We start from the raw sequence: 25,073 nt of genomic DNA, 5'->3' as shown, positions 1-25,073 counted from the left end.
ATATGGGATGCGTCGCCGGATGGTGCGCAGAGACAAGAAGGGCAAGCCCCTTCGAAGGAAGTCCTATGAACAGCGCTTACAACGTAGCCGACATCACGGTCGCGCAGGTGGACCGGGCCTTTCCGCTGGCCAGTGCGGCCGATGTGGCGGCCGATCTCGGCGACTGGCGCCAGTTCTGCGAACGCATCATCGCGGCGCGGGACGAAGGTGGCGCGCGCGAGCACCTGCTGGTCTGCGAAAACGGGCTTGGTTACCTGAAGGGGCTTTGTCTCGCGACACTGCGCGACACGGACGAGGGCGCTGTCATGGACGTACCTCTCCATGTGGTGGCGACAGTCCTCGATGAGGATGGTGTCCGCTCCGCGCTGCGGGAGCGCTTGCAGGGGCTGGCCGCAAGCGCTGGCGGGGCGCGCCTGCAATTGCCGGCCTGACAGCCTCAGGTCCCGCGCGCTTCTGCGCTGCTCGCCTCGGCCGCAAAAATATACCCCACGCCGCGCACGGAGCGGATGAAGACCGGATGGGCCGGATTGGGTTCGATCTTCTTGCGCAGGCGGGCAATCTGCGCATCGATCGCCCGGTCGAAGGCCTCGAGCTGGCGGCCGCGCGTCTGGTCCATCAGCATTTCGCGGGTCAGCACGCGGCCGGCATTGCGGATCATCACGGCCAGCATGTCGAACTCGCCGGTGGTCAGTTCCACCTCTTCGTCCTGCGGGTTCATCAGGCGGCGGCGATTGATTTCCAGCCGCCAGCCGTCAAACTCGTAGATCTGGCCCTGATCCTGGACCGGGGCTTCGGCCGGCTTGCGGCGGCGCAGGATGCTGCGCACGCGGGCGAGCACCTCCCGCAGATGGAAGGGTTTCGGAATGTAATCGTCGGCGCCCACTTCCAGGCCGATGATGCGGTCCACCACGTCGTCGCGACCGGTCAGCATCACGATCGGAACATCGGAGGTGGCCCTGATTTCGCGGGCCAGGGCCAGCCCGTCCTCGCTGTTGGGCAGCACGAGGTCGAGAAGGATCAGATCGATGGTAAAGTCGGCCATCGCCTTGCGCATGGAGGCGCCGTCTTGGGCGCCTGTGACGAGGAAACCCTCGTCCTCGAAATAACGCGTTACCATCTGACGGATACGAGGATCGTCATCAACGATGAGGATGCGCTCGGCCCGCTTCTCGAATTTCGTCATGCCACTGACCAGACCACCTGCCAGACCACCGGCCGAACCACCGGATTGGCTGTTACACGCTGTTACACGATTCAACCGGACCGTAACATGCCCGGCATCCTTCTGTCACCGCCGACCGCCATAGTTTGGCCATCAAGACAGAGGGACGGACATGCTTTCGACAGCCACCAACGCACACTCCGCTTTCGCCGCCATGGCGACGATGAAGCCGCAACTGGCCACGCTGGATGAACTCTTCGCCTCGGTCCCGCGCGAGACGCTTGATGTCGGCGAAGGCCTGTTCTGGCAGGGTGACGCCGCCCAGCACATCTTCGAGGTCACCGAAGGAGTCCTGAGGATTTTCAAGATCATAGGTGATGGCCGTCGGGTGATCACCGGCTTCCTCTACGCCGGCGACATGGTGGGTCTCTCGCTCAAGGATGTCTATCTCTACAGCGCTGAAGCCGTCACGCCCGTCAAGGTGCGCCGCCTCACCAAGCGCGCCTTCATTGAAGCGGTCGAGCATTCGCCGGAGCTTCGCCCGCAGCTTTTCGCGCTGATGTGCGACGAAATGGCCGCCGCCCAGGACCAGATGGTGCTTCTGTCACGCAAGAGCGCGGAAGAGCGCGTTTGCAGCTTCCTGATGCTGATTGCCCGGCGCATGCAGGGTGGCCGTCCGATGGCCCGCACCGTTCAATTGCCGATGAGCCGGCAGGACATGGCCGACTATCTGGGCCTGACGATTGAAACCGTATCGCGAACCATCACCAAGCTGATCGCGCGGGGCGTGATTTCGCCGAACGGCCGCCACGCCTTCGACCTCGCAAAGCCCGGAAAACTCCTTGCGCTGTGCGGTGATGGCGATAGTTATGACGACATCGGCGACAATGCCGTCAAGACGCGTCAGGCTGTCTGGCCGCATTGACGGGTCGCCTTTTTCGAAAGCCAAGGGGTTTGCATGGCAGAGATGATCAGTTCCGGCCCGCCGTCGTCGGAGGTCTCGAACCTGCTGTCGCTGCTCGACCCCATGAATGTCATCGCGCATGATGTGGAAGGCTTCATCCGCCACTGGAGCCGCGGCAGTGTCGGCCTTTTCGGCTGGCAGGCCGATGAGGTGACAGGGCTCGACGTGCTGACGCTGCTGTCGCCCGAGCCGCCCTTTGTCCTGGACGATGTCATCGCGACCATTCGCAAGGAAGGCGCCTTCAAGAGCAATCTCGAATACCGTCACAAGGACGGTCACACGATCTCGGTGCTGAGCCGCTGGGTCCTGAAGGATACCGGTGATGGCCCCCTGATCGTGCAGATCAACGAGGATTTCCGCGCCGCCGCCACCATTCAGGAAAATCTTGCGGCGCGCGAGGCGCATTTCCGCTCGATCCTGCAGACGGTGCCGGAAGCGATGGTGGTCATCGATGAGGTTGGCACCATCACCTCCTTCTCTTCCACGGCGGAGGACCTGTTCGGTTACGATGCCGAGGAGGTGGAGGGACGCAATGTGGCGATCCTGATGCCGTCTCCTGACCGCGAGAACCACGACCGCTATATCGTCAATTATCTGACCAGCGGCCAGCGCCGCATCATCGGTCTTGGCCGGGTGGTGAAAGGGCTGCGCAAGGACGGCTCGACCTTTCCGATGGAACTTGCCGTTGGCGAGGCGATCTCGAACGGCAAGCGCATCTTTACCGGCTTCATCCGCGACCTGACCAGCCGTCACAAGATCGAGGAGGAACTGCGCCAGGCCCAGAAGATGGAGGCCATCGGCCAGCTGACCGGCGGTCTGGCGCATGACTTCAACAACCTGCTCACCATCATCAGCGGCAATCTGGAAATGCTGGAGATGCGGGTGACCGAGCCGAAGGCGCAGGTCCTGCTGCGCGAGGCGCAGGGGGCGACGAATGACGGTGCGAAGCTGACAGGCCAGTTGCTGGCCTTCGGCCGCCGCCAGCCTCTCAACCCGCGCGTCACCGATCTCGGCCACATGATCTCAAGCTTTTCCGAGCTGATCCGCCGCACCATTGGCGACCGCATCGAACTGCGCACCACGGTGCGCGGCGGCGGCAACGAGGCACTGGTGGATGGGCCGCAGTTGCAGAATGCCCTGCTGAACCTGACGCTCAACGCGCGCGATGCCATGCCGGACGGTGGCCAGCTGACGCTGGAGGTGAGCCGCGTCCATCTCGATTTCGACTATGCGCAGATGTATCCGCAACTGCGGGCCGGCGATTACGTGCTTGTCGCCGTCAGCGATACCGGCACGGGCATGACAGAGGAGGTCAAGCAGCGGGCCTTCGAGCCCTTCTTCACCACCAAGAGCATGGGGGCCGGCACAGGCCTTGGCCTCAGCATGGTCTATGGTTTCGTGCGCCAGTCGGGCGGCCATATCCAGATCTACAGCGAGCCGGGGCAGGGCACCAGCATCCGGCTTTTTTTACCCACGGCCAGCAGGACCTCTGCCGCACATGCCCTATCGGAAACCACGATGCCGGAACAGCAGCTGCCGGGTGGCACCGAGACTATTCTCGTCGTGGAGGATGATCCGCGTGTCCGCAGGGTCGCGGTGGCCCGTCTGGAGAACACGGGCTACATCGTTCACCAGGCCGGCAACGGGCTGGAGGCGCTCGATGTGCTGGACCGGCACCCCGAAGTGGCGCTTCTCTTTACCGACATCGCCATGCCCGGCATGTCGGGCGACCAACTGGCCAAGGTGGTGCGCGAGCGGCGTCCCGATATCAAGATCCTGTTCACGTCGGGCTATGCCGAACCGGAGATCGCCGGCAGGCAGCTGGCGGCCGACGGAAGCTGGCTGAAGAAGCCCTATACGGCACGCGAACTGGCCGTGCAGTTGCGGCTGCTGCTCGACTGAGCAAACAGTCAGATCCCTGTGGCAGCCGGCGTGGCCTGGCGATGGCCCAACTGTGTGTCCTCGACAACCCTCGGAGAGGAGAAGGCGACGTCAGCCGGCGCGTGCTACAGCCGCAGGCACAGGCTGCCTTGCCAGCAGGCCGGCAATGTCTGATGCAGGCATCGAGCGGCCGAACAGATAGCCCTGGCCGCAATCGCATCCCATCATCTTCAGCGTCAGTTCCTGCTCGATGGTTTCGATGCCCTCGGCAATCGTGGTAACGCCGATGTCGCGGCTCAGCATGATCAGCGCCCGGGTGATGGCGGCATCGCGCTGCCGGGTGAGCAGATCCCGCACAAAACCGCGATCGATCTTCAGCGTCGTGATCGGATAATGCTGAAGCGTCCCAAGCGAGGCATAGCCGGTGCCGAAATCATCGAAAGCAATGCCGACACCGATGTCGCGCAGGCCGTTGATCACGCGAAGGGATTCGTCGCCATCCGTCAGGGCGGCTGTCTCGGTGATTTCCAGTTCGAGAAAGCGCGGCTCGACGCCGTGATGCGTCAAAAGGTCCGCCACGGCCTCGATGAAGCCCGGGCTGCGCAGTTGCAGCGGAAACAGGTTGACGCTCATCTTGACGCGCGTCAGCCCCTTGGCCTGCCACTCGCCCATCTGCCGCACGGCTTCGCTCAAGACCCACCAGCCCACATCCAGGCTGAGAGGGCTTTGCTCCAGCAGCGGCAGGAACTCGGCGGGTGGCAAAAGCCCCCGCACAGGATGCTGCCAGCGGATGAGCGCCTCCATGCCGCACAGGCTGTCATCTTCCAGGCTGACCTGTGGCTGGTACTGCAGCACGAATTCAGCCCGGCGCAAGGCGCGTGCGATGTCGCTCTGGGCCGATCGTTTCGCTGCCTGCAGATGGTCAGGACGGTGCATCGCTGCCTCATCGGCAAAGCCGGCCCGCAGGGCATCCGGATGCCGCGCCTGACGGGCGAGGAGATGATTGGCCGCAATGCTCGCAATGGCGCGCAGATTCTGCTGCTCGCCCGGGGAAAAGCCGTCGCGGGGATGTTGGCCGACGATCCAGAACATGCCGAAGGAGACGCCGTCTGCGCCCGTCAGGGGGGCGCCGGCGAGAAACCCCGTATCCGCAGAAGCAGCGGCAGGCAGTGTCTGCGTCACTGACGCGTCAGCCGACAGGCTTGCGCGGTCGAGGACGACGACAACATCGTCTGACGCTGCCATCCGGATCAGGGCAATGTTGCCGCTTGCGTCTTGAGCTGCAAGGATGTCGTTAACGGCTATCTGACGGTCGTCGAGGGTTATGAAGGTGCCATCGACACCGAACAGCTGGCTGGCGAAGCTGGAGACATGGTGCAGGCAGGCTGTCATATCCGCCCGGGCTGCCGCGTGCTCATCAAATGTGCGGCTCTTTTGGCCAAACTCGGTATCCGCGCCCATTTTCTGCTGCATTGCGGCCTCAAAGCATGTCAATCATGCATAGCTCAATCTTATTGAATTATTCCCCCTGAAAAGGCAAGGATAAACGCCGATCATCTATCACAATATTTCGGCTCAGCTGGTGTGCAGTGGTGTCAGATGCACGATTCGCGGTTGCAGGCGGGTAAATACATCGGACCGTCCAATATACACGATTGCTGTATTGCGCAATGTGCCGAGAAGCTCGACGCAGTCCTGCTGCGCTTCCGCATCCAGGGATTCCAGCGCGTCATCGATGATCAGCCAGTCCGGCTGAATCAGCAGGGCGCTGGCGAGACGAAGCCGCGTGCGCTCCTCTTCCTCCAGGGTCCGGTCCCAGCGTTCGCGGGCATCAAGGTGACCGGCGAGCCGGTCGAGACCGGCCGCCGAAAGAGCCGCCCTCAACTGTTCGTCGGAAAACTCGCTTGCCTTGTTGGGGTAGGCCATCACCTCGCGCAGGCTCGCATCGGGAAAATAGCCCTTTTGCGGCATGAACAGCACGGTATCGGCGGAGGGCATGCGGATCTCGCCTGTCCCCCAGGGCCACAGGCCGGCCATGGCCAGAAAGAGCAGATGCCGGTTTGCGCGCGGGTCGCCGTTGAACATCACCCGGTCGCCGGGCGAGATGGTCACCTCGCCGGCAAGCTCCATGCCCTTGTCGCTGTCGCGTCCTCCGGGTCCGGGCAGCAGCACCAGATCGCCGAGCACGATCCGGCTTTCCGGTGAGGCTGTCAGCAGGGCGGGGGCTTTATCCTCCGCTTCTTCCTGGCCGATTTGGCACAGCGCCCGGCGGAAGACCGAGACGCGGTAGAGGGCGGCCTTCCAGTCTGCAATCGGGCGGAAATTGTCGATGTACCAGCGCAGTGCCGTATTGACCTGGTTGAAGGCGCCGATCGCCATCATCAGCCCGCCGAAGGAGATGCTGCCGCTGAAATAGACCGGGGCTGCGATGAGAATGGGGGCGATCGTTGTCAGCCAGCCGAAGCCGGAGGAGACCCAGGTGAGATTGGTGTAGCCAAGCGCCAGCCGGCGGATGACGGCGAGAACTTCGGTGACGGCCGCCTGCATGCGCCGCCTCTCGCTGTCTTCGCCATGCGTCACCGTGATGGCCATCAGGTTCTCGTTTGTGCGCATCAGGGCAAAGCGCAGCTCGGCTTCCTTCGAATAGCGCAGCGTATTGAGGCCCGGCAGCCGCCGTCCGACCATGTTGCTGAGCAGAGAGGCGCTTGCTGCATAAAGAAGCGCAGCCCAGACCATGTAGCCTGGAATGGCGATCTGGCGTCCATCGATCGTGAAGCTGAAATCGGACGAGATCGACCAAAGCACGCCGATGAAGCTGAGCAGCAGGATCGTGGAATTGACGAGGCCGATGGCAAGCGAGGTCGACAGTTCCGCCAGGTTGCGCGCATCCTCGTGCAGGCGCTGGTCCGGATTGATGCCGATGGTGCCGAGATTGGCGAGCTTCAGGGCCCGGCGCGGCGCCATCCACTGGTCCACCAGATCGCGCGCCAGGCCTTCGCGCATGTAGAGCGCCGTCATCTGGTTCAGCCAGGCCTGCACGACGTTGAGGATCAGCAGCGAGCCGGCAATCACGAAGAAGACCTTCAGCTCCGACAGGAAGGCCGGCAGATCGCGCCGTTCCAGCGCGTTGTAGAAGGGCGTGTTCCAGTAGTTCAGCCGATACTGCGCATAGACGGTGGTCAGGATCACGGCCAGCAGCGCCACCGTCAGCAGCAGCACGCGATTGCGCACCGCCGATTGCCAGAAGGCGCCCATCATCAGGCGCAGCTGGGCATCGAAGCGGAAGTCCGCGCTATCGATGTCGAATTCCGTCGCCTTGCCGCCGTCTTGGTTGGTCTCAGCCATGTCGCAGTCCGCGTTATATCGCCGTCGCCGGACGGTTCCGGCCATTCTAGTCCCGTATCGCTACATTTTACCTAAAGCCCATGGCGTGGCTTTGCGCCAGCCCCTTGCGGTGGTGAGGACGGGGACGGCGCGTGATCCGCGACATGACGGTCGTCAAAAAAATATTATAAACTTAAAATTTCTCTCTTGCATGCGCGGCGGTCCGGTGCAATTCTTTCCCCATCAAGAGGCGGAAACAGCCTCGCAAGGTGCGCGTCCGGGAGAGGAAACCCGTCCGACGGCGCCTCAGATACAGAAGGGAACAGAGCCATGCTGGGACCGACCAGTCACGTGGATACCTTTGCGCGCGATAATCTTCCGCCCTTCGAACAGTGGCCGGAGTTGCTGCTCGACGGTTTCGATTATCCCGATTATCTCAACGCCGCCGTCGAACTGACCGACCGGATGGTTGAAAGGGGCTTTGGCGATCATACGGCCCTCATCGGCAATGGCCGCCGGCGCACCTACAAGGAACTGGCGGACTGGACGAACCGCATCGCAAGGGCGCTGGTCGAGGATTACGGGCTGAAGCCGGGGAACCGTGTGCTGATCCGTTCCGCCAACAACCCGGCCATGGTGGCCTGCTGGCTGGCGGCCACCAAGGCGGGCGCCGTGGTGGTCAATACCATGCCGATGCTGCGGGCCGGCGAACTGGCAAAAATCATCGACAAGGCGGAAATTTCCATGGCGCTGTGCGACACGCGCCTGATGGATGAACTGGTCGCCGTCGCCAAGGAAAGCCGTTTCCTCTCCCAGGTGATCGGCTTTGACGGCACCGCCAACCATGATGCCGAGCTCGATCGCGCCGCCCTGAACAAGCCGGTCCGCTTTGATGCCGTCCTGACCGGCCGTGACGACGTTGCACTGCTGGGCTTCACCTCCGGTTCCACGGGCGTGCCGAAGGCTACCATGCATTTCCACCGCGATCTGCTGATCATCGCGGATGCCTATGCGAAGGAGGTGCTGGCGGTGACGCCGGAGGATGTCTTCGTCGGCTCGCCGCCGCTCGCCTTCACCTTCGGCCTTGGCGGGCTTGCGATCTTCCCCTTGCGTTTCGGTGCCGCCGCCACGCTGCTCGAACACGCCTCGCCGCCGAAGATGATGGAGATCATCGAGACCTACAGGGCAACGATCTGCTTTACCGCACCGACGGCCTATCGCGCCATGCTGGCGGCGATGGATCAGGGCAAGGTTGACCTCTCCTCGCTGCGGATTGCCGTCTCCGCCGGGGAAACGCTGCCCGGGCCGGTGTTCGAGGAATGGACGGCAAAGACCGGCAAGCCCATTCTCGATGGCATCGGCGCCACCGAAATGCTGCACATCTTCATCTCCAACCGGCTCGGTGAGGCAAAACCCTATTGCACCGGCCTGCCGTTGACGGGCTATCGTGCGAAGATCGTCGACGAGCAGATGAACGAGTTGCCGCGCGGTGAAATCGGCCGGCTGGCGGTCAAGGGACCGATCGGCTGCCGCTACATGGCAGACGAGCGCCAGATGGAATATGTGCGCGACGGCTGGAACCTGACGGGTGACAGCTTTACCCAGGACGAGGATGGCTATTTCCATTTCGCTGCCCGTTCCGACGACATGATCATCTCGGCCGGCTACAACATTGCCGGACCCGAGGTGGAAGCAGCCCTTCTGAAGCACGAAGCGGTGCTGGAATGCGCGGTGATCGGGGTGCCGGACGAAGAGCGTGGCCATATCGTGCAGGCGCATGTGGTGCTGACAGACAAGGCCGCGGCGTGCGACGCTCTCGCCAAGCTGTTGCAGGACCATGTGAAGTCCCTGATCGCACCCTACAAATATCCCCGCTCGATCATCTTTGCCGAGGCGCTGCCGAAAACCGAATCCGGCAAGATCCAGCGCTTCCGCCTGAAGGAAGACCGTGCGGCCTGATCGTGTCGGGTCACACGCCCTGTGGGGATCACTGCTTTCGACTAGGAAAATATCCCGGCCTGCGTCTATGGTTGTGCCGGGGATGACAGAACGACCGCAAAAGGTCGCGCATCACAGAGTGGGACGTCAAAGAAAACGGGAGTGCATCACATGAAGACTTTTCTGAAGGCCGCAACGCTGGCGTTGACGCTTGGTGCCTCGTCGCTGGCCATGGCGGAGCCGGTGAAGATCGGCCTGATCACCACGCTCTCCGGCGGCGGTGCGGGCCTTGGCGTCGATACGCGCGACGGCTTCATGCTGGCGATCAAGCAGTCCGGCAACAAGGACATCACCGTCGTCACCGAGGATGACGCACAGAAGCCGGAACTCGCCGTACAGATCGCCGACAAGATGATCCAGAGCGACAAGGTCGATATCCTGACCGGCATCGTCTGGTCGAACCTTTTGATGGCGGTCGTGCCGGGCGCCGTGGCGCAGGGCAAGATCTACGTGTCGACCAATGCAGCCCCGGCAGCGCTTGCCGGCGAAAAGTGCGATCCGCTCTATTTCAACGCCGCCTACCAGAACGACAATCTTCACGAGGCCATGGGCGAATATGCCAGCAAGGTCTACAAGAAGACGTTCATCATGGCGCCCAACTATCCGGCCGGCAAGGATTCGCTGACGGGCTTCAAGCGCTATTACAAGGGCGAACTCGCAAGCGAGGTCTATACCAAGGTCGGCCAGACGGATTACGCCGCCGAAATCGCGCAGATCCGCGCCTCCGGCGCCGATGCGGCCTTCGTCTTCCTGCCGGGTGGCATGGGCATCGCCTTCATGAAGCAGTATGCCCAGTCAGGCGTGAAGATCCCGGTCATCGGCCCCGGCTTCTCCTTCAGTCAGGACGTGCTGCCGGCCATCGGCGATGCGGCGCTGGGCGCCAAGGCCTCCGGCCAGTGGGCGAAGGATCTGGATAACGCCGCGAACAAGAAGTTCGTGCCGGCCTTCCAGGCCGAATATGGCCGTCTGCCCTCCATCTACGCCGTGCAGGCCTATGATGCGGCGCAGTTGATCCTGTCGGCCGCTTCCAAGGCGAGCGTCAAGGATGTGAAGGCCTTCACCGCGGAACTGAACAAGGCCGACATCCAGTCGCCGCGTGGAAAATTCAAGTTCAACACCAACCGCCATCCGATCCAGGACATCTACCTGACGGAAGTGGTGAAGGAGAACGGCACGCTGACCAACAAGATCGTCGAGACGATCTTTACCGATCACGGCGATGCCTATGCCAAAGACTGCAAGAAGTAAGGCCCGTTCGTGACCCTGGCTCTCGTCATCGAGCAGGTGCTGAACGGGGTTCAGCTCGGCGTCATGCTGTTTCTCATGGCCGCCGGGCTGACGCTGATCTTCGGCGTCATGGGCCTGATTAATCTGGCCCATGGCTCGCTCTACATGGTCGGCGCCTTTGCCTGCGCCTCCGTCGCCGCGCTCACCGGCTCCTTCTGGCTCGGCCTTGTCGCAAGTCTTGCGGCGGCGGCCGCTGCCGGTGCGCTGATCGAAATCACCGTCATCCGCCGCCTCTACCAGCGCGATCACCTCGACCAGGTGCTGGCCACCTTTGCACTGATCCTGATCTTTTCGGAAGGGACCCGCTGGCTGTTCGGTTCCTTTCCGCTCTATCTCGACATTCCGCCGCTGCTGCAGGGGGCCGTCGGTCTGCCGGGCGGCGCGCAGTATCCGCTCTACCGTCTGGCGATCATTCTTGCCGGCGCGCTGGTGGCCTTCGGCCTCTATGCCCTGATTTCCAGAACGCGGCTCGGCATGCGCATCCGCGCCGGCGAAAGCGACCGCGAGATGATCGCAGCGCTCGGCGTCGATATCCGCACGCTCTACACGCTGGTTTTTGCGCTGGGCGCAGCCCTTGCGGGCCTTGCGGGTGCCATGGTCGGTGCACTGCAATCGGTGCAGGTCGGCATGGGCGAACCGGTGCTGATCCTCGCCTTCGTGGTGATCGTCATCGGCGGCATCGGCTCGATCAAGGGAGCACTGATCGGCGCGCTTCTGGTCGGTTCGGTCGATACGCTCGGCCGGTTCCTGCTGCCCCAGCTTCTGGCGCTGGTGGTGCCGCCGGATCAGGCCGGCCTGATCGGCGGCGCGCTCGCCTCGATGCTGATCTATATCCTGATGGCAATCATCCTGGCGGTCAAACCGCGCGGGCTGTTTCCGGCGCAGGCATGAGGATGAAGACCATGAACCGGGAAACACGCGTCAATCTTCTCCTCCTTGTTCTGCTGCTGGCGGTGCCCTTTGTTGCCGATGCCCTCGGTCAGACTTTCACGGTGACGCTTGTTACCCGTATCGCGATCCTGGCTCTGGCGGCGGTCGGGCTCAACATTGCGCTCGGGCTTGGCGGGCTGGTCTCCTTTGGGCATGCGGCCTTCTTCGGTATTGGCGGCTATGCGGCAGGTATTCTCGCCTCGCATGCCATGTCCGGCGAACCGATGCTGTTCGGCTTCGAGGGCTCCGCCCAGATGCCGGTGATCTGGATCGTCGCCATGCTCGCGGCCGGTCTGGTCAGCCTTGCAATCGGCGTGATCAGCCTGCGCACCTCCGGCGTCTACTTCATCATGATCACGCTCGCCTTTGCGCAGATGGTCTATTATTTCGCGATCTCCTGGCCGGCCTATGGCGGGGAGGACGGCTTGTCCATCACGCTGCGTAACGGTTTTCCGGGCTTGAACACCATGCGGCCGACGGAATTCTTCCTGGTCTGCTTCGGGGTTCTGGCGGTGGCGCTTGTCCTTTCGGCCCTGTTGTCCGCCTCCCGCTTCGGCGCGGCACTGCAGGCGGCACGGCAGAACGAGGTACGCCTTGCCTCGATCGGGATTGCGCCGATGCCGATCCGGCTGACCGCCTTCGTGCTGTCGGCCATGATCACGGCGGTGGCAGGCGCGCTCTATGCCGATCTCAACCGCTTCGTCAGCCCTTCCATGCTGTCCTGGCACATGTCGGGCGAACTGATTGTCCTCGTCATCCTTGGAGGCACCGGACGGCTGATGGGTCCGGTGGCGGGGGCTGCGCTGTTCGTGCTGCTGGAGTTCTGGCTGGGCGGCATCACCGAGCGCTGGCAGTTCTTCCTCGGCCTGATCCTGCTCGTCACCGTGCTCTTTGCCCGCGGCGGCGTGATCGGCCTTTTCGCCGGAAAGGAACGTCATGGCTGAGCCGGTTCTCGAGATCCGCGATCTCCACAAGCGCTTCGGCGCGCTGAAGGCGACCGATGGCGTGTCGCTCGACCTGAGGCCCGGCGAGATCCATGCGCTGATCGGCCCGAACGGTGCCGGCAAGTCCACGCTGATCCACCAGATCTGCGGCACGCTGCGGCAGGATTCCGGTGCGATCCGGCTGGCGGGGCAGGAGATTGGTGCCCTGTCGGTTGCCGAGCGGGCGCGGCTGGGGCTGGGGCGTACCTTCCAGATCTCCTCGCTGATCGGCGCCTTTTCGGCCCTGCGCAACGTGATGCTGGCGGTGCAGGCCGGAGCAGGGTCGAGCTTCCGCTTCTTCCGCCCCGTGATGCGGGACCGGGGCCTGCGCGATCAGGCCATGGCCCGGCTGGAGCGCGTCGGCCTTGCGGCGCGTGCGCATGTGCCGGCCTCGGACCTCTCGCATGGGGAAAAGCGGCAGCTGGAGATCGCCATTGCGCTTGCGCTCGATGCGAAGGCCTTTCTGCTGGACGAGCCGATGGCGGGCATGGGGCCGGAAGGCTCCAAGGTGCTGACCGGCTTTCTCGACAGCTTGCGCCATGAAGCGCCGATCCTGCTGGTGGAGCACGACATGGATGCCGTCTTCGCGCTCGCCGACCGTATTTCGGTGCTGGTCTACGGCCGGGTGATCGCCACGGGAACCGTGGAGGAGATCCGCCGCGACCCGACCGTGCGCACCGCCTATCTCGGAGACCACGTCTGATGCTGCTCGACGTACACGATATCCAGACGTTTTATGGCGGCAGCCAGGCGCTGTTCGGCGTGCATCTTAAGATGGACGAGGGCGAGGTGGTGGCGCTGATGGGCCGCAACGGCATGGGAAAGTCCACCACCATCAAGTCGATCTGCAACCTCACGCCGCCAAAGGCGGGGCGGATCTCCTTCGGCGGCCAGCCGACCGATCGTCAGCCGCCGCACAAGGTGGCGCGCCTCGGCATCGGTCTCGTGCCCGAAGGGCGGCGCTGCTTCCCCAATCTGACGGTCTACGAAAACCTCGTCGCGGCGGCGCGCCCCGGTCGCTGGACGCTGGAACGGGTCAACGACCTCTTCCCGCGTCTTGCCGAGCGGCGCGACCAGCTGGCGCGCTCCCTTTCGGGCGGCGAGCAGCAGATGCTGGCGGTCGGCCGCGCGCTGATGACCAATCCGCGCCTGCTGATTCTCGACGAGGCGACCGAAGGATTGGCGCCGGTGATCCGCCTCGATATCTGGCGGGCCATCCGGGCGCTGAAGGCCGATGGTCTTTCCATTCTCGTGGTGGACAAGACGTTGTCGGAGCTTCTGCCGGTCGCCGATCGCTGCGTGGTGCTGGAAAACGGCCGCAACGCCTGGGAAGGACGACCCGACGCGCTGACGGCCGAGCTTCAGGACCGCTATCTCGGCGTCTGAGCGCGATCTGCTGCCCCCTGGATGGTGTCGGTCTTTCACCTGGGCAACGGGGAGGGACAAGGCAACTCTATCAGTCCTGAAACTTATATGATGACTGTGTCGCGATTCATCCTATAACTCTCTCTCGATAGCCGTGACGTACGGCATGCTGACCGGAGAGTGTTCATGATCCTTGCCCGTCCATTCCGCCATCCTCTTGCCGGCGCGCTCGCGGCGGTGCTGGTATCTCTCTCTGGGCCAGTTGCCAAGGCTGAGACCGATCTGCTGCGGCAGGCGATCGCTGCACAGGATGGGTGGGGTGCCGGAACGGATGGCGGTTCAAAGTCGGCACCATCCGACGTCTTTGTGGTAACCAATCGCGCGCAATTGCTTGACGCGCTGCGGCCCGGCGGCAAGCCGGATCGTCCGAAGATCATTCAGGTCAAGGGCACGATCAATCTCTCGGTCGATGATGATAACCGTGAACTGTTCGAAAAGGACTATGCCGATCCCGCCTATGACGTCGAAGCCTACAAGGCCGCCTATGCGCCGCAGGTCTGGAACGTGCGGCTCGATGACAAGAAGCGTCCGTTACGGGACCTGACGGGGCCGCTGGAGGAGGCGCGCAAGCGATCGGTTGAGCGCCAGAAGGCGCGGGTTGTCGTCAAGCTCACATCCAATACCACGCTGATCGGGCTCGGAAACGATGCGAAGATCGTCAAGGGCAATCTCGTGATCGGCGAGGGCACCGAAAACGTCATCATCCGCAACATCACCTTCGAGGATGCCTTCGATTATTTCCCCGCCTGGGACCCCGGCGATTCCTGGAAGCTCGATACCAGCTATCCGGGATGCCAGGAGGCCTATGTAAATGCGGCAACCGGTCCGCAGCAATGCCCGGGCGGCCGCTGGAACTCCGAATACGACAACATCTCGATCAATGGCGGAACGCGCGTGTGGATCGACCACTGCACCTTCACCGACGGCGAACGGCCCGACCACCTCTTCCCGCCGGTCTTTCCCTTCCCCAACAACATGGTCGAGCAGAAGGTGCAGCATCATGACGGGCAGGTGGATATTACCAACGGCGCCGACCGCGTGACGCTGACCCACAACCACTTTTCCGGACACGACAAGACCTCGCTGATCGGCGGCAGCGACAGCCGGAATTCGGATGCGGGGAAGCTGAACGTCACCTATCGGGCCAACTGGTTCGATAATGCCGGCCAGCGCCTGCCGCGGGTGCGCTTCGGCAAGGTGCACAGCTACAACAACTATTTTTCCGGAACCGCCGCCCAGCCGATCAAGGGCGCTGCGAGTCTTCAGGAAAAGCATGCTCTGGCTCTGAAGATGAAGGGCGAATTCCCGGTCTTCCGCAGTGGCTTCGGCATCGGCAAGGAGTCGGCGATCTATTCGGAGAACAATTATTTCGAGATCCGCAATGGCGGCATCGGCGAGGCGGCGATCGTCCAGGGGGGCACCCGCTTCTTCGACCGCGGCTCGCTGGTGAATGGCCAGCCGGCCGATTTTGCCGCAGCGCTGAACAGCGATCCGAAGACGCCGATCTCGTCTGATCTCGGCTGGACGCCGACGCTTTATGGCACCCCTCCGATTCCGGCCGCCGAGGTTCCTGCCTATGTCCGGGCCCATGCCGGTGCCGGCAAGTTATAGGGCATCTCGATGCAGAAAACCTTCCCGCCCGGAAGGCGGGAAGGTCGGGTCGGATGACATGCCGATGATCAGGCGCCGAGGCGTCCGCCGACCGACTTCTGTTCGGCTGGCAGGGCGGCCAGGCGTCCGGCAAGGGTTGCCATGCGGCGCACCGCTTCTTCCAGCACCTCGTCCGGCACCGTCAGCGAGATGCGGATGAAGCCCGCCGCCTGATGGCCGAAGGAGGAGCCGGGCATGACCGCCACCTTTTCGGTGTGCAGCAGTTCGTGGGCGAAATCGGCGCCGTCGAGGCCCGTCGCGGTCACATCCACCACCACGAACATGCCGCCCTCCGGCATCATCGGCTTCAAGAGGTTGCTGCCGGCAAGTGTCGCTTCCACCACGCCGGCGCGGCGCTTATAATTTTCCCGCATGATGCCGGCCGTCGGGAAATCCCGGGAGAGGGCAAGCGCCGTCATGTCGGAGATGAAGGGCTGTACACCGAACAGCATGGTTTCTGAGACCGGCAGCAGGCGGCTGCAGAACTCTTCCGGCCCGGCAGCCCAGCCGCTGCGGAAGCCCGGCGCGGCATGCGACTTGGAGATGGACGAGACGACGATGGTGCGCTCCGCCAGGTCCGGCATGTCGAAGGGCGAGGCGAAGTCGTCCCCGAACAGCAGCTGCTCGTAGACTTCGTCGCAGACGATCCAGAGATCGTGCTTGCGGCAGATCTTGCCGATGGCAGCGATTTCCGCCTCGGTCAGCACGGCGCCGGTCGGATTGTGCGGCGTGTTCAGCAGCAGCACGCGCGCTTCCGGCGTGATCGCCCGCTCCAGATCCGCGGCCTGCAGGTGGAAGCGGTTTTCCGGCCGCAGCGGTACGGGGATCAGATGCGCGCCCGTCGAGGCAATCACGCCCTCATAGGTCGCATAGAGCGGATCGCCGACCAGCACGCCGTCGCCGGCCTCCACCAGCCCGGTCATCACCGCATAGAGTGCCGTCTGGGTGCCGGGGAAGCAGAGGAAATTCTTCTCCGTGACGCCCGGCCGGCGCTTTGCATATTTCGCGACCAGCGCCTTCAACACCGCCGGTTCGCCGCGGCCATTGGAATAGCGGGTGCGGCCGGCATACATGGCGCGACTGCATTCCTCCAAAAGGGCAGGGTCGGGTGGCAGGTCCGGCTCGCCGATGGTCAGTTCGATGATCGGCTCGCCGGCGGCGATCATGCGGCGGGCAGCCAGATGCAGGGCCCAGCGGCCGGAGCCGAGATCGGCAAGGCGGTCGGTGATGGAAGCGTAACGCACTGGAAGATCTCCCGTTCAGGTACGGTTGGCGGCGGAAAGTTCGCCGGCGCGAAGGCCGAGCAGCCGCTCTACAGAGGTGAGGGCCGTGTCGGCAAGCTGGTTCTCGGCAAACATGTCGGCCACCAGTGTGCCCTCCAGCCACAGCCCGTCGATCAGGCCGTTGAGGGCGATTGCGTGGCGCCGGCAGGTGTCCGTGTCGATCGGCCTGCCCTGCTCGGCGAAGAAGGCAGTCAGCAGCCCTTCCAGCACGGCGAGGAAGCCGATGTAGTTTTCCCGGTGGATGGCGGCAAATTCCGGTTCCACCCGGATATGGCCGATGAAGGCGGCCCACAGCGAGAGCATGCGCGGATCGGTGACCGGCGGTGTCAGGTTGCCGGCAATGAAGCGCACCAGTTTTTCCCGCGCCGTGCCGTGGCTCGCGGCTGCGGCATGGGCAGGTTCGCTCATCATCCGCATCACCTCGCGATAGGCGGCCTGCATCATCAGGTCCTTGCTCGCAAAGTAATGACGGATGAGGCCGCCGGTCACGCCGGCCCGCGTGGCGATCTGGCGCACGGTGGCGCCCTGAATGCCGAATTCGGCAATGCAGTCGAGCGTCGCGGCGATCAGATCCTCGCGGCGCTCGGCTTCGCTCGCCCTGTGAAAGGTGCGCCGGCTCACAGAGCCCGCCTGAGGACGGGGCGGGTGAGGCAGGTCGGGCCACCCTCGCAGGCAATGCACAGCGCATCCGCCTCGAAGGTCGTCACCGTGCAGCCATGCGCTTCCATGGCCGCCTTGGTTGCCGGGAAACCATCAACCATCAGCACCTTGCCCGGCGCGGTCGGCAGCACGTTGAGGTTCAGGCCGTTGCTGGCGGCGAAATCGGCTTCCGGCGCGTGGATCAGCGTGTAACCGCGCTCCTTCAGCAGCAGATAGAAGGCGGCGGGCATCAGCGGCGCGTGGACCAGCGCCATGGTTTCGGTCAGCGGGCTGATGACGGACATCAGGTGCAGGCAGGCTTCTTCGCCCAGCCACAGCGGCAGATCATAGCCGAGAACGGTGACGCCGAGCGGTGCGAGGATGGCGGACAGCTGCTCGATGCCGGCCTGGTTGGTGCGCACGCCGCGACCGACGGCCAGCGTCTTGTCGTCCACCCACACGCAGTCGCCGCCTTCGACACTGCCGGGAGCCGTGATGCGGCCGAGGATCGGAATGCCGGCGTCCTCATAGACCTTGGCGTGCAGGTCCGGCTCGCCCAGACGTAGCCGCTTGCCCATGCGCAGGATGACTGCCCCCTGGTCGGTCATCAACGAGGGGTCGTGGGTGAACATGGCATCGGCCATGCCATCGCCTTCATCTTCCAGCCACAGGATTTCCGCGCCCGACTGCGCCACCAGATCGGCAAAATGCGCATGCTGGGCAATCGCCCGTTCGGCATCGAAGGTTGGGCCATAGTGCCATTCGGCCGCCTTCGCGGCCTTCAGACTTGCTCCCGGACGACGCATGAGAACGCGAAGAAGGGAAGTCGACATGGCCTGTGAGCCGTATGCATGCATGAGAAACCTCGGGGGGAAAGAGAGCGAAAAATGTGATGAGGTGCTTATTATACGCTTGAGTAATTTTTGGACAAGTGCAAAACTTCATCACAAGCTTGCGGCGCCAGCACCGTATGATAACAACAAATGCTGGGGGAACAGTCGGTTTAGCAGATCGGACCAGGGCGTTGGTCCGGCAGTGAAGGTAACATGGCGGAAACGGCGCAAGCCATTGAAGTTCGCGATCTCTACAAGCGTTTTGGTCCGCTGGAGGTCCTGAAGGGTGTATCGCTGACGGCAAAGCAGGGCGATGTCATCGCGCTCATCGGCGGCAGCGGATCGGGCAAGTCCACCTTCCTCAGATGCATCAACATGCTGGAACTGCCGACCGCAGGGCAGGTGACCATCCACGGCGAGAGCATCGAGATGAAGTCCGATGGTCACGGCGGTCTGATGCCGTCCAACCGCAAGCAGATCCAGCGCATCCGCACGAAGCTTGGCATGGTGTTCCAGAGCTTCAACCTCTGGCAGCACATGACGGTGCTGCAGAATGTCATCGAAGTGCCGGTGCATGTGCTGGGCCAGCCGCGCGACAAGGCGATCGAAGTGGCCGAAGCCCTGCTGCGGCGCGTCGGCCTCTACGAGAAACGCGATGCCTATCCGTCCTTCCTGTCCGGTGGCCAGCAGCAGCGCGCCGCGATCGCCCGCGCGCTGGCCATTCAGCCGCTGGTGATGCTGTTCGACGAACCGACCTCCGCGCTCGATCCGGAACTCGTCGGCGAAGTGCTTTCGGTCATTGGCGATCTCGCGCGCGAAAAGCGCACGATGATCCTGGTGACGCATGAAATGAAATTCGCCCGTCAGGTGGCGAGCCATGTCGTTTATCTGCATGGCGGGGTGATCGAGGAGCAGGGCCCGCCAGAGGCCATCTTCGAGAATCCGCAATCGGAGCGGCTGAAGAAGTTCATCAGTTCCATCCACTGAAATCAAAAGACAATCGAAAACCACGAGATATCCGAAAGGGGAAAACCATGAAGAACCTCCTCAAATCCGCAGCGGTCGCGCTGCTGATGGGCGTTGCCGCCGCCGGCGCCGCCGCTGCCCAGGAACTCAAGGTCGGTGTGGCTGCCGAACCCTATCCGCCCTTCTCCTCGCCGGATGCCAGCGGCAAGTGGGTGGGCTGGGAAGTCGATTTCATGAATGCCGTCTGCGCCGAAGCCAAGGTGAAGTGCGTTCTGACCCCGGTTGCCTGGGATGGCATCATTCCCGCGCTGACCTCCAAGAAGATCGATGCCATCATGGGCTCCATGTCGATCACGCCGGAGCGTTCCAAGACGATTGCCTTCTCCGACAAGTATTACAACACGCCGACCGCCGTCATCGGCCCGAAGGGCGTGAAGTTCGACGCCACGCCCGAAGGCCTCAAGGGCAAGGTGCTCGGCGTGCAGGTGTCCACCATCCATGCCGACTACGCAAAGAAGTATTTCGGCCCGGTCGTGTCCGAAATCAAGGAATACCAGACCCAGGATGAAGCCAACCAGGATCTGGCCTCCGGCCGCCTTGACGCCGTTCAGGCCGACCTGATCACGCTGCAGGCCTTCCTCGACAGCGACCAGGGCAAGGCCTGCTGCGAAGTGAAGGGCAATGTGAAGGACGATCCGGAAATCCTCGGCGCTGGCGTCGGCATCGGGCTTCGCAAGGAAGACACGGCACTGAAGGACAAGTTCAACGCCGCCATCAAGGCCATCCGCACCAACGGCACCTACGACAAGATCTCGAAGAGCTATTTCACCTTCGACATCTACGGCAAGTAAGCCCCGCCTGACATTGCGGGACTGCCGGTCGCCTGTCCTTGCGGCGGCCGGCCGGCGGTCCTGTGCGGCCTTGAAAGCGTTGGTCGATGGACGCCACACTTCACCTTCTTTCCCTCACTTCGCCCGGCTGGGGCGGCGTTCTCCTGGGCGGCCTCGTGGCCTCGCTGCAGGTGGCCTTCGGTGGCTATCTACTGGGGCTTCTGATCGGCACCGGGGGGGCTGCCGGCAAGCTGTGGGGCGGGCCCATCCTGCGTGATCTGCTGGAAGTCTATACCACCGTGGTTCGCGGCGTGCCGGAACTGGTGCTGATCCTCATTCTCTATTACGCGGGCACCGATGCGGTGAACCAGCTGATGGCGCTGGCCGGGTTGCCCTCCGTCGATATCAGCGGACTGGCTGCCGGCATCTTCGTCATCGGCGTGGTGCAGGGCGCCTACTCCACCGAGGTGCTGCGCGGTGCGATCCTGTCGATCCCGCCGGGGCAGATCGAGGCGGCCCGCGCCTACGGCATGTCGCCGCTTCTGGCGCTGCGCCGCGTCACGCTGCCGGCCATGCTGCCCTTTGCGCTGCCCGGCCTTTCCAATCTCTGGCTGATCGCCACCAAGGATACGGCGCTGCTTGCCGTCGTCGGCTTTGCCGAACTGACGCTGGTGACCCGGCAGGCCGCCGGCACCACCAAGGCCTACATGACCTTTTTCCTCGCCGCCGGCGTGCTCTATCTTGGCATCACGCTCGTCTCGAACCTTGTCATTCGCGCAATCGAGAAGCGGGCCCTGCGCGGCATGACCCGGCCGGGAGGTGCGGCATGAGCGAGGTCCAGATCCCCTCCGCCTATGTGGCCCCGAAGGGCCGCAGCCTGTTCGAGCCGCACCGCATCTTCCTGATGCTGGTGTTTGCCGGGCTGATCTTCTGCGTTGCCTGGTTCATGCGCTGGGACTGGCTGCCGCGCTACCAGGACCGGCTGATCTACGGCATCGGCCAGACGCTGCTGATGCTGTTTTCCACCGCGATCGTCGGCTTCCTGCTCGCGGTGCCGCTCGGGCTCGTGCAGGTCACGGGGCCGAAGCCGCTGGCGCTTCTGGCGCGCGGCTTCTGCACGCTGATCCGCGGCACGCCGCTTCTCCTGCAGCTCTGGCTGCTTTATTACGGCGTCGGCTCGCTGTTCGCGCAATTCCCGGAAATCCGCTCCTCCTTCCTCTGGCCCTATCTGCGGCAGGCCTGGCCCTATGGCTTTACGGCGCTGATGATTTCGTTTGCCGCCTATGAGGGCGAGGTGATGCGCGGTGCCTTTGCCGGCGTGCCGCGCGGCGAACTGGAGGCGGCGCGCGCCTTCGGCATGGGCCGCTTCACGCTGTTTCGCCGCATCTGGCTGCCGCGCGCCATCCATCGGGCGCTGCCGACGCTGACCGGCGAAACGGTGCTGCAACTGAAATCGACGCCGCTGGTGGCGACCGTCACGGTGGTGGATGTCTATGCGATCATTTCCCGCGTGCGGCAGGAAACCTACCTGACCTATGAGCCGCTGCTGCTGCTGGCGCTGATCTATCTCTGCCTCACCGGCATTCTCGTCTATGCCTTCCGTCTGCTGGAAAACCGCATCCCGACCAAGGGCGTTTAAGGCAAGCGACCGGGGAAGAGCGCCTCAGGCCAGCTGCCCGCTGCGCCGCAGGTGAAGCATGGCCGCGGCCCCGAGAAAGGGGCCGGGCGCGAGGAAAAGAAAGCACCAGCGCCAGCTGCCCATCAGCCCGGCCAGTTGCGGCATCAGCCAGATGCTGACGGTGGTCAGCGCAAAGCCGAGACCCATCTGCAGCGACAGTGCCGTACCGACCAGATGGCGCTCCGAGAGTTCGGTCGCTGCGGCGGAGAACTGCGCGGAATCCCCGATCACGCTCGCCCCCCACACGAGCACGACCGCCATCAGAAGCACCAGCGGGCCATAGAAGACGAAACCGACCAGCAGGGCTGAGGTGCCCGATACGATCATCATGCCGGCCGTGGTCAGCGCCCGGCCGAACCTGTCCGAGAGAAGCCCGCCCGCGATGCAGCCGAGGACACCGGCCATCAGCGCCGCGAAGGTGGCAAGCGAGCCGGCGGCGGCCCCGCCGAAGGCCACCGGCGATGCCGTCAGATAGGCGAGCAGCCAGGCCCAGAGCGCGTAAAGCTCCCACATGTGGCCGAGATAGCCGATATTGACCAGCATCAGGCTGCGGTTTCGCAGCACGGCGCCGATCTGGCGCGGATCGAAAACGGCGCGCGAAAACGGAAAAGGCCCTTCCCGCACCACCATCAGGAAAAGCGCCGCGCCAGCCAGGGCCGAAAGAGAGGCAAGGCTGACCACCACCCGCCAGTCGAGCCCGCTCGTCAGCCCGCGAAACAGATGCGGCAGGGAGGATCCTGCGGTGAGCGCCCCGATGACGAAGCCGAGCGCAAGCCCTCGACCCCGCTCGAACCAGGTGGCGGCAAGCTTCATCGCCGGCGGATAGACGCCCGCCAGCGCGAAGCCGGTGAACACGCGGCAGGCGACGGCCCCGGCAAAACCGGGCTCCAGCAGCAGCGCGGCATTCGCAAGTCCTGCCACGCCGGCGGAGAGGGCGGTCAGCCGGTTCATCCGCACGATATCCGGCAGGTTGAACAGGCTGGCGGCGAGCGCGCCGGTGACGAAGCCAAGCTGCACGCCATTGGTCAGCCAGGCGCCGGCCGCGCTGCCGAGCGCCAGATCGCGGATCAGCTCGGGCGCCACGGCGGTCGCGGAAAACCAGGGTGACAGCGAGAGGACCACGGCAAGACAAAGCCAGCCGAGCATCGGCCAGCGGCCGGCATCTCGGTTCGGATAACGGTGCATGTCACGCGCCCGGTTGCTGGCGGAAACCGGCGGCGATATGGCGGGCCAGCAGGCGCGGCTGGCCAAACAGTTTCTGCCGCAGCGGCCCCTCGGCATAGTGCGTCTTGTAGAGGCCGCGCTCCTGCAGGATTGGCACGACAAGCGAAATGATGTCGTCGAAGCATTCCGGCACCACGGTGCGCGACAGGTTGAAACCGTCGATGCCGGCGTCGCGGCTCCAGGCGATCAGCTGGTCGGCGATCTGCTCCGCCGAACCGATCATCGGCGCCTGCCGGCTGCCGAGCACCATCTGTTCCAGCAGCTTGCGCGTCGTCCATTGCGGCCCGGCGCTGCGGGTGACGGCCTCGACATTGGAGACAATGGCATTGCTCTTGCCGGTCTCGATCGGCTGATCGAGATCATACCGGGAAAAATCGATGCCGAGCGAGGCGGCGGCATGCACGAGCGCCGCCTCGGAACTGACATAGCGCCGATAGTCCTCGAATTTTTCGCGCGCTTCGGCCTCCGTTCGCCCGGTGACGATGGTAGCGCCCATGAAGACCTTGATGTCGTCGGCCGCGCGTCCGCCGGCCACGGCCCTTGCCCTGATATCATCGACGATGGCTTTCACGCCCTCGATCTTCTGGCCGTTGACGAAGACGCATTCGGCATGGGTGGCGGCAAACTGGCGCCCGCGCGGCGAGGAGCCGGCCTGATAGAGCACCGGCGTGCGCTGCGGCGAGGGTGCGGAGAGATGCATTGCATCGATCCGGTACTGCTTTCCCGCATGATGGATCGGCCGCACGCGGGCGGGATCGGCATAGCGGTGGCGGTCGCGGTCGAAGATGACCGCATCGTCCGCCCAGCTTTCCTCCCAGAGCCGGTAGACCACCTCCATATATTCGTCCGCCAGATCGTAGCGGTCGTCATGGGCGGCCTGCGCATCAAGGCCGATGGCGCGCGCGGCACTGTCGAGATAGCCGGTGACGATGTTCCAGCCGATCCGGCCGCCGGTCAGGTGGTCGAGGGTCGACATCCGTCGGGCAAACAGGAAGGGCGTCTCGTAGGTCAGGTTGGCGGTGACCCCGAAGCCGAGATGGGTCGTCACTGCGGCCATGGCCGGGACCAGCAGCATCGGATCGTTGACCGGCACCTGCACCGCACCGCGGATCGCCGCATCGGCCGTTCCGCCATAGACATCGTTGACGCCCACCACATCGGCCAGGAAGATGCCGTCGAACAGGCCCGCCTCCAGCCGCTTCGCATAGTCCGTCCAGTAATCGATCGCATCGTATCGATGCGACTGGTCGCGCGGATGCGCCCAGAGCCCGTGCTGGATATGCCCCACGCAGTTCATGTCGAAGGCATTGAAGTGAATCGGACGCATTGTTCCCCTCCGGTTTTGCCGGTTATGGTGCCGCCACGGACATGTTTCCTATGGGCGTCTTTTCGTCTACTATAGGAGACGATCAACGGGAATTGCAAGAATGGACATCATTGCCGATGCGATTGCGGGGCGGATCCGGATCGAGCGGGAGAACCGCAGCTGGTCGCTCTCGGAGCTTGCGGACCGCTCCGGCGTTTCCAAGGCGATGATCAGCAAGATCGAACGCTGCGAGGCCAGCCCCACCGCCACCGTTCTCGGCCGTCTGTCCGGCGCTTTCGGCCTGCCACTGTCGGTGCTGCTGGCGTTGGCGGAGCGGGCGGAGGAGCGGCTGGCGCGCGCCGCCGACCAGCCGCTCTGGACCGATCCGGAAACCGGCTATACCCGCCGCGCCGTCTCGCCGGCCAATGGCAGCGGGCTGGAACTGATCGAGGTCACGCTGCCTGCCGGCGTGCGCGTGCCCTATCCGGCATCCGCCTTCGCCTTCCAGCGCCAGCAGATCCTGCTTTTCTCGGGGTGGCTCGATTTCACGGAGGGCGAGGTCGTGCATGCGCTCAGGCCCGGCGACTGTCTGGAACTTGGCGCGCCACAGCCTTGCGTCTTCTTCAATCCCGGCCCGGAGCCGGCGCGCTATCTGGTGGCGCTGGCTCGCCGGTAAGGATTTTGCCCTTAAGCTCCGAGCCAGAGCTTGA

Annotated in this window: 23 protein-coding genes; 15 read left to right on the top strand and 8 right to left on the bottom strand. The window is 63.8% G+C overall.

Annotated features, from left to right (window positions below; translation table 11 throughout):
• Positions 1 to 65 precede the first annotated feature (65 nt).
• Complete coding sequence (locus FNA46_RS11660; RefSeq protein ID WP_143125370.1) at positions 66 to 431, top strand: hypothetical protein; 366 nt, start codon at positions 66 to 68, stop codon at positions 429 to 431.
• 5 nt (positions 432 to 436) lie between these two features.
• Here the strand turns inward: FNA46_RS11660 and FNA46_RS11655 are convergent, their stop codons facing one another.
• Complete coding sequence (locus FNA46_RS11655) at positions 437 to 1,183, bottom strand: response regulator (protein ID WP_143125369.1); 747 nt, start codon at positions 1,181 to 1,183, stop codon at positions 437 to 439.
• A gap of 151 nt (positions 1,184 to 1,334) precedes the next feature.
• On the opposite strand from FNA46_RS11655, the gene FNA46_RS11650 reads away from it, so the two are divergent.
• Together FNA46_RS11650 and FNA46_RS11645 are read left to right on the top strand one after the other, a co-directional pair.
• Positions 1,335 to 2,087 (top strand): Crp/Fnr family transcriptional regulator, encoded by a 753-nt coding sequence (locus FNA46_RS11650; RefSeq protein ID WP_143125368.1) that lies wholly within the window; start codon positions 1,335 to 1,337, stop codon positions 2,085 to 2,087.
• Between the two features lie 33 nt (positions 2,088 to 2,120).
• Positions 2,121 to 4,028, top strand: a complete 1,908-nt coding sequence (locus tag FNA46_RS11645) for a hybrid sensor histidine kinase/response regulator (RefSeq protein ID WP_246103040.1) — start codon at positions 2,121 to 2,123, stop codon at positions 4,026 to 4,028.
• Between the two features lie 90 nt (positions 4,029 to 4,118).
• Here FNA46_RS11645 and FNA46_RS26290 read toward each other — a convergent pair whose 3' ends face one another.
• Entirely contained in the window at positions 4,119 to 5,399 is a 1,281-nt protein-coding gene (locus FNA46_RS26290; RefSeq protein WP_246103032.1) for a putative bifunctional diguanylate cyclase/phosphodiesterase, read from the bottom strand.
• A 183-nt stretch (positions 5,400 to 5,582) separates the two neighbouring features.
• On the bottom strand, positions 5,583 to 7,352 hold the full coding sequence (locus FNA46_RS11635; protein ID WP_143125367.1) for an ABC transporter ATP-binding protein/permease: 1,770 nt from the start codon (positions 7,350 to 7,352) through the stop codon (positions 5,583 to 5,585).
• Between the two features lie 309 nt (positions 7,353 to 7,661).
• Here FNA46_RS11635 and FNA46_RS11630 point away from each other — a divergent pair, with 309 nt between their 5' ends.
• The 7 genes from FNA46_RS11630 (at position 7,662) to FNA46_RS11600 (ending at position 15,565) form a co-directional block, all read left to right on the top strand.
• Positions 7,662 to 9,290 (top strand): AMP-binding protein, encoded by a 1,629-nt coding sequence (locus FNA46_RS11630; protein ID WP_143125366.1) that lies wholly within the window; start codon positions 7,662 to 7,664, stop codon positions 9,288 to 9,290.
• A 150-nt stretch (positions 9,291 to 9,440) separates the two neighbouring features.
• Positions 9,441 to 10,577, top strand: coding sequence for an ABC transporter substrate-binding protein (locus tag FNA46_RS11625; RefSeq protein ID WP_143125365.1), 1,137 nt, complete (start codon positions 9,441 to 9,443; stop codon positions 10,575 to 10,577).
• 9 nt (positions 10,578 to 10,586) lie between these two features.
• Positions 10,587 to 11,507, top strand: a complete 921-nt coding sequence (locus tag FNA46_RS11620) for a branched-chain amino acid ABC transporter permease (RefSeq protein WP_143125364.1) — start codon at positions 10,587 to 10,589, stop codon at positions 11,505 to 11,507.
• Between the two features lie 11 nt (positions 11,508 to 11,518).
• On the top strand, positions 11,519 to 12,490 hold the full coding sequence (locus FNA46_RS11615; protein WP_143125363.1) for a branched-chain amino acid ABC transporter permease: 972 nt from the start codon (positions 11,519 to 11,521) through the stop codon (positions 12,488 to 12,490).
• A complete protein-coding gene (locus tag FNA46_RS11610; protein ID WP_143125362.1) occupies positions 12,483 to 13,232 on the top strand; it encodes an ABC transporter ATP-binding protein in 750 nt (249 codons plus the stop codon). The genes FNA46_RS11615 and FNA46_RS11610 overlap by 8 nt, the downstream gene beginning before the upstream one ends.
• Positions 13,232 to 13,915 carry an ABC transporter ATP-binding protein gene (locus FNA46_RS11605; RefSeq protein WP_143125361.1) on the top strand — a complete coding sequence of 228 codons (684 nt, stop codon included), beginning with the start codon at positions 13,232 to 13,234 and terminating at the stop codon, positions 13,913 to 13,915. The genes FNA46_RS11610 and FNA46_RS11605 overlap by 1 nt, the downstream gene beginning before the upstream one ends.
• Positions 13,916 to 14,080: 165 nt before the next feature.
• On the top strand, positions 14,081 to 15,565 hold the full coding sequence (locus FNA46_RS11600) for a pectate lyase family protein (RefSeq protein WP_143125360.1): 1,485 nt from the start codon (positions 14,081 to 14,083) through the stop codon (positions 15,563 to 15,565).
• A gap of 68 nt (positions 15,566 to 15,633) precedes the next feature.
• Here FNA46_RS11600 and FNA46_RS11595 read toward each other — a convergent pair whose 3' ends face one another.
• The 3 genes from FNA46_RS11595 to FNA46_RS11585 are packed head-to-tail and all read right to left on the bottom strand — an operon-like array spanning position 15,634 to position 18,359.
• A complete protein-coding gene (locus FNA46_RS11595) occupies positions 15,634 to 16,848 on the bottom strand; it encodes a pyridoxal phosphate-dependent aminotransferase (protein WP_143125359.1) in 1,215 nt (404 codons plus the stop codon).
• A gap of 15 nt (positions 16,849 to 16,863) precedes the next feature.
• Positions 16,864 to 17,508: a TetR family transcriptional regulator C-terminal domain-containing protein gene (locus tag FNA46_RS11590; RefSeq protein ID WP_143125358.1), complete on the bottom strand. Its 645-nt coding sequence runs from the start codon at positions 17,506 to 17,508 to the stop codon at positions 16,864 to 16,866.
• The gene (locus tag FNA46_RS11585; protein ID WP_244617892.1) at positions 17,505 to 18,359 is read right to left on the bottom strand and encodes a dimethylarginine dimethylaminohydrolase family protein; all 855 of its coding nucleotides are present in this window, start codon (positions 18,357 to 18,359) and stop codon (positions 17,505 to 17,507) included. The genes FNA46_RS11590 and FNA46_RS11585 overlap by 4 nt, the downstream gene beginning before the upstream one ends.
• A gap of 213 nt (positions 18,360 to 18,572) precedes the next feature.
• Between FNA46_RS11585 and FNA46_RS11580 the strand changes: the two genes are divergently transcribed.
• The 4 genes from FNA46_RS11580 (at position 18,573) to FNA46_RS11565 (ending at position 21,794) form a co-directional block, all read left to right on the top strand.
• Positions 18,573 to 19,346 carry an ABC transporter ATP-binding protein gene (locus tag FNA46_RS11580; RefSeq protein ID WP_143125356.1) on the top strand — a complete coding sequence of 258 codons (774 nt, stop codon included), beginning with the start codon at positions 18,573 to 18,575 and terminating at the stop codon, positions 19,344 to 19,346.
• Between the two features lie 47 nt (positions 19,347 to 19,393).
• The gene (locus FNA46_RS11575; protein ID WP_143125355.1) at positions 19,394 to 20,176 is read left to right on the top strand and encodes a transporter substrate-binding domain-containing protein; all 783 of its coding nucleotides are present in this window, start codon (positions 19,394 to 19,396) and stop codon (positions 20,174 to 20,176) included.
• Positions 20,177 to 20,262: 86 nt separating this feature from the next.
• Positions 20,263 to 20,985 (top strand): ABC transporter permease, encoded by a 723-nt coding sequence (locus tag FNA46_RS11570; RefSeq protein WP_143125354.1) that lies wholly within the window; start codon positions 20,263 to 20,265, stop codon positions 20,983 to 20,985.
• Entirely contained in the window at positions 20,982 to 21,794 is an 813-nt protein-coding gene (locus FNA46_RS11565; RefSeq protein ID WP_143125353.1) for an ABC transporter permease, read from the top strand. Before FNA46_RS11570 ends, FNA46_RS11565 begins: the two co-directional genes overlap by 4 nt.
• Positions 21,795 to 21,818: 24 nt before the next feature.
• Here the strand turns inward: FNA46_RS11565 and FNA46_RS11560 are convergent, their stop codons facing one another.
• Both FNA46_RS11560 and FNA46_RS11555 read right to left on the bottom strand, forming a co-directional pair.
• On the bottom strand, positions 21,819 to 23,018 hold the full coding sequence (locus FNA46_RS11560) for an MFS transporter (protein WP_185969815.1): 1,200 nt from the start codon (positions 23,016 to 23,018) through the stop codon (positions 21,819 to 21,821).
• A gap of 1 nt (position 23,019) precedes the next feature.
• On the bottom strand, positions 23,020 to 24,384 hold the full coding sequence (locus FNA46_RS11555) for an LLM class flavin-dependent oxidoreductase (protein ID WP_143125352.1): 1,365 nt from the start codon (positions 24,382 to 24,384) through the stop codon (positions 23,020 to 23,022).
• 100 nt (positions 24,385 to 24,484) lie between these two features.
• Here FNA46_RS11555 and FNA46_RS11550 point away from each other — a divergent pair, with 100 nt between their 5' ends.
• Positions 24,485 to 25,039, top strand: coding sequence for a helix-turn-helix domain-containing protein (locus FNA46_RS11550; protein ID WP_143125351.1), 555 nt, complete (start codon positions 24,485 to 24,487; stop codon positions 25,037 to 25,039).
• The last annotated feature ends 34 nt before the right edge of the window (positions 25,040 to 25,073 follow it).

This window comes from Affinirhizobium straminoryzae (genome assembly GCF_007004135.1).
GTDB classification, from domain to species: Bacteria; Pseudomonadota; Alphaproteobacteria; order Rhizobiales; family Rhizobiaceae; genus Neorhizobium; species Neorhizobium straminoryzae.
The sequence above is the reverse complement of the archived record's forward strand: the minus strand, read 5'-3'. Positions and strand labels throughout refer to the sequence as shown.

Coding starts and splice junctions, on each gene's coding strand:
- FNA46_RS11570 (WP_143125354.1), top strand. CDS start 20,263: ATGGACGCCACACTTCACCTTCTTTCCCTCACTTCGCCCGGCTGGGGC.
- FNA46_RS11575 (WP_143125355.1), top strand. CDS start 19,394: ATGAAGAACCTCCTCAAATCCGCAGCGGTCGCGCTGCTGATGGGCGTT.
- FNA46_RS11560 (WP_185969815.1), bottom strand. CDS start 23,018: ATGCACCGTTATCCGAACCGAGATGCCGGCCGCTGGCCGATGCTCGGC.
- FNA46_RS11585 (WP_244617892.1), bottom strand. CDS start 18,359: ATGTCGACTTCCCTTCTTCGCGTTCTCATGCGTCGTCCGGGAGCAAGT.
- FNA46_RS11580 (WP_143125356.1), top strand. CDS start 18,573: ATGGCGGAAACGGCGCAAGCCATTGAAGTTCGCGATCTCTACAAGCGT.
- FNA46_RS11630 (WP_143125366.1), top strand. CDS start 7,662: ATGCTGGGACCGACCAGTCACGTGGATACCTTTGCGCGCGATAATCTT.
- FNA46_RS11645 (WP_246103040.1), top strand. CDS start 2,121: ATGGCAGAGATGATCAGTTCCGGCCCGCCGTCGTCGGAGGTCTCGAAC.
- FNA46_RS26290 (WP_246103032.1), bottom strand. CDS start 5,399: ATGACAGCCTGCCTGCACCATGTCTCCAGCTTCGCCAGCCAGCTGTTC.
- FNA46_RS11655 (WP_143125369.1), bottom strand. CDS start 1,183: ATGACGAAATTCGAGAAGCGGGCCGAGCGCATCCTCATCGTTGATGAC.
- FNA46_RS11605 (WP_143125361.1), top strand. CDS start 13,232: ATGCTGCTCGACGTACACGATATCCAGACGTTTTATGGCGGCAGCCAG.
- FNA46_RS11615 (WP_143125363.1), top strand. CDS start 11,519: ATGAACCGGGAAACACGCGTCAATCTTCTCCTCCTTGTTCTGCTGCTG.
- FNA46_RS11550 (WP_143125351.1), top strand. CDS start 24,485: ATGGACATCATTGCCGATGCGATTGCGGGGCGGATCCGGATCGAGCGG.
- FNA46_RS11635 (WP_143125367.1), bottom strand. CDS start 7,352: ATGGCTGAGACCAACCAAGACGGCGGCAAGGCGACGGAATTCGACATC.
- FNA46_RS11555 (WP_143125352.1), bottom strand. CDS start 24,384: ATGCGTCCGATTCACTTCAATGCCTTCGACATGAACTGCGTGGGGCAT.
- FNA46_RS11625 (WP_143125365.1), top strand. CDS start 9,441: ATGAAGACTTTTCTGAAGGCCGCAACGCTGGCGTTGACGCTTGGTGCC.
- FNA46_RS11600 (WP_143125360.1), top strand. CDS start 14,081: ATGATCCTTGCCCGTCCATTCCGCCATCCTCTTGCCGGCGCGCTCGCG.
- FNA46_RS11565 (WP_143125353.1), top strand. CDS start 20,982: ATGAGCGAGGTCCAGATCCCCTCCGCCTATGTGGCCCCGAAGGGCCGC.
- FNA46_RS11610 (WP_143125362.1), top strand. CDS start 12,483: ATGGCTGAGCCGGTTCTCGAGATCCGCGATCTCCACAAGCGCTTCGGC.
- FNA46_RS11660 (WP_143125370.1), top strand. CDS start 66: ATGAACAGCGCTTACAACGTAGCCGACATCACGGTCGCGCAGGTGGAC.
- FNA46_RS11650 (WP_143125368.1), top strand. CDS start 1,335: ATGCTTTCGACAGCCACCAACGCACACTCCGCTTTCGCCGCCATGGCG.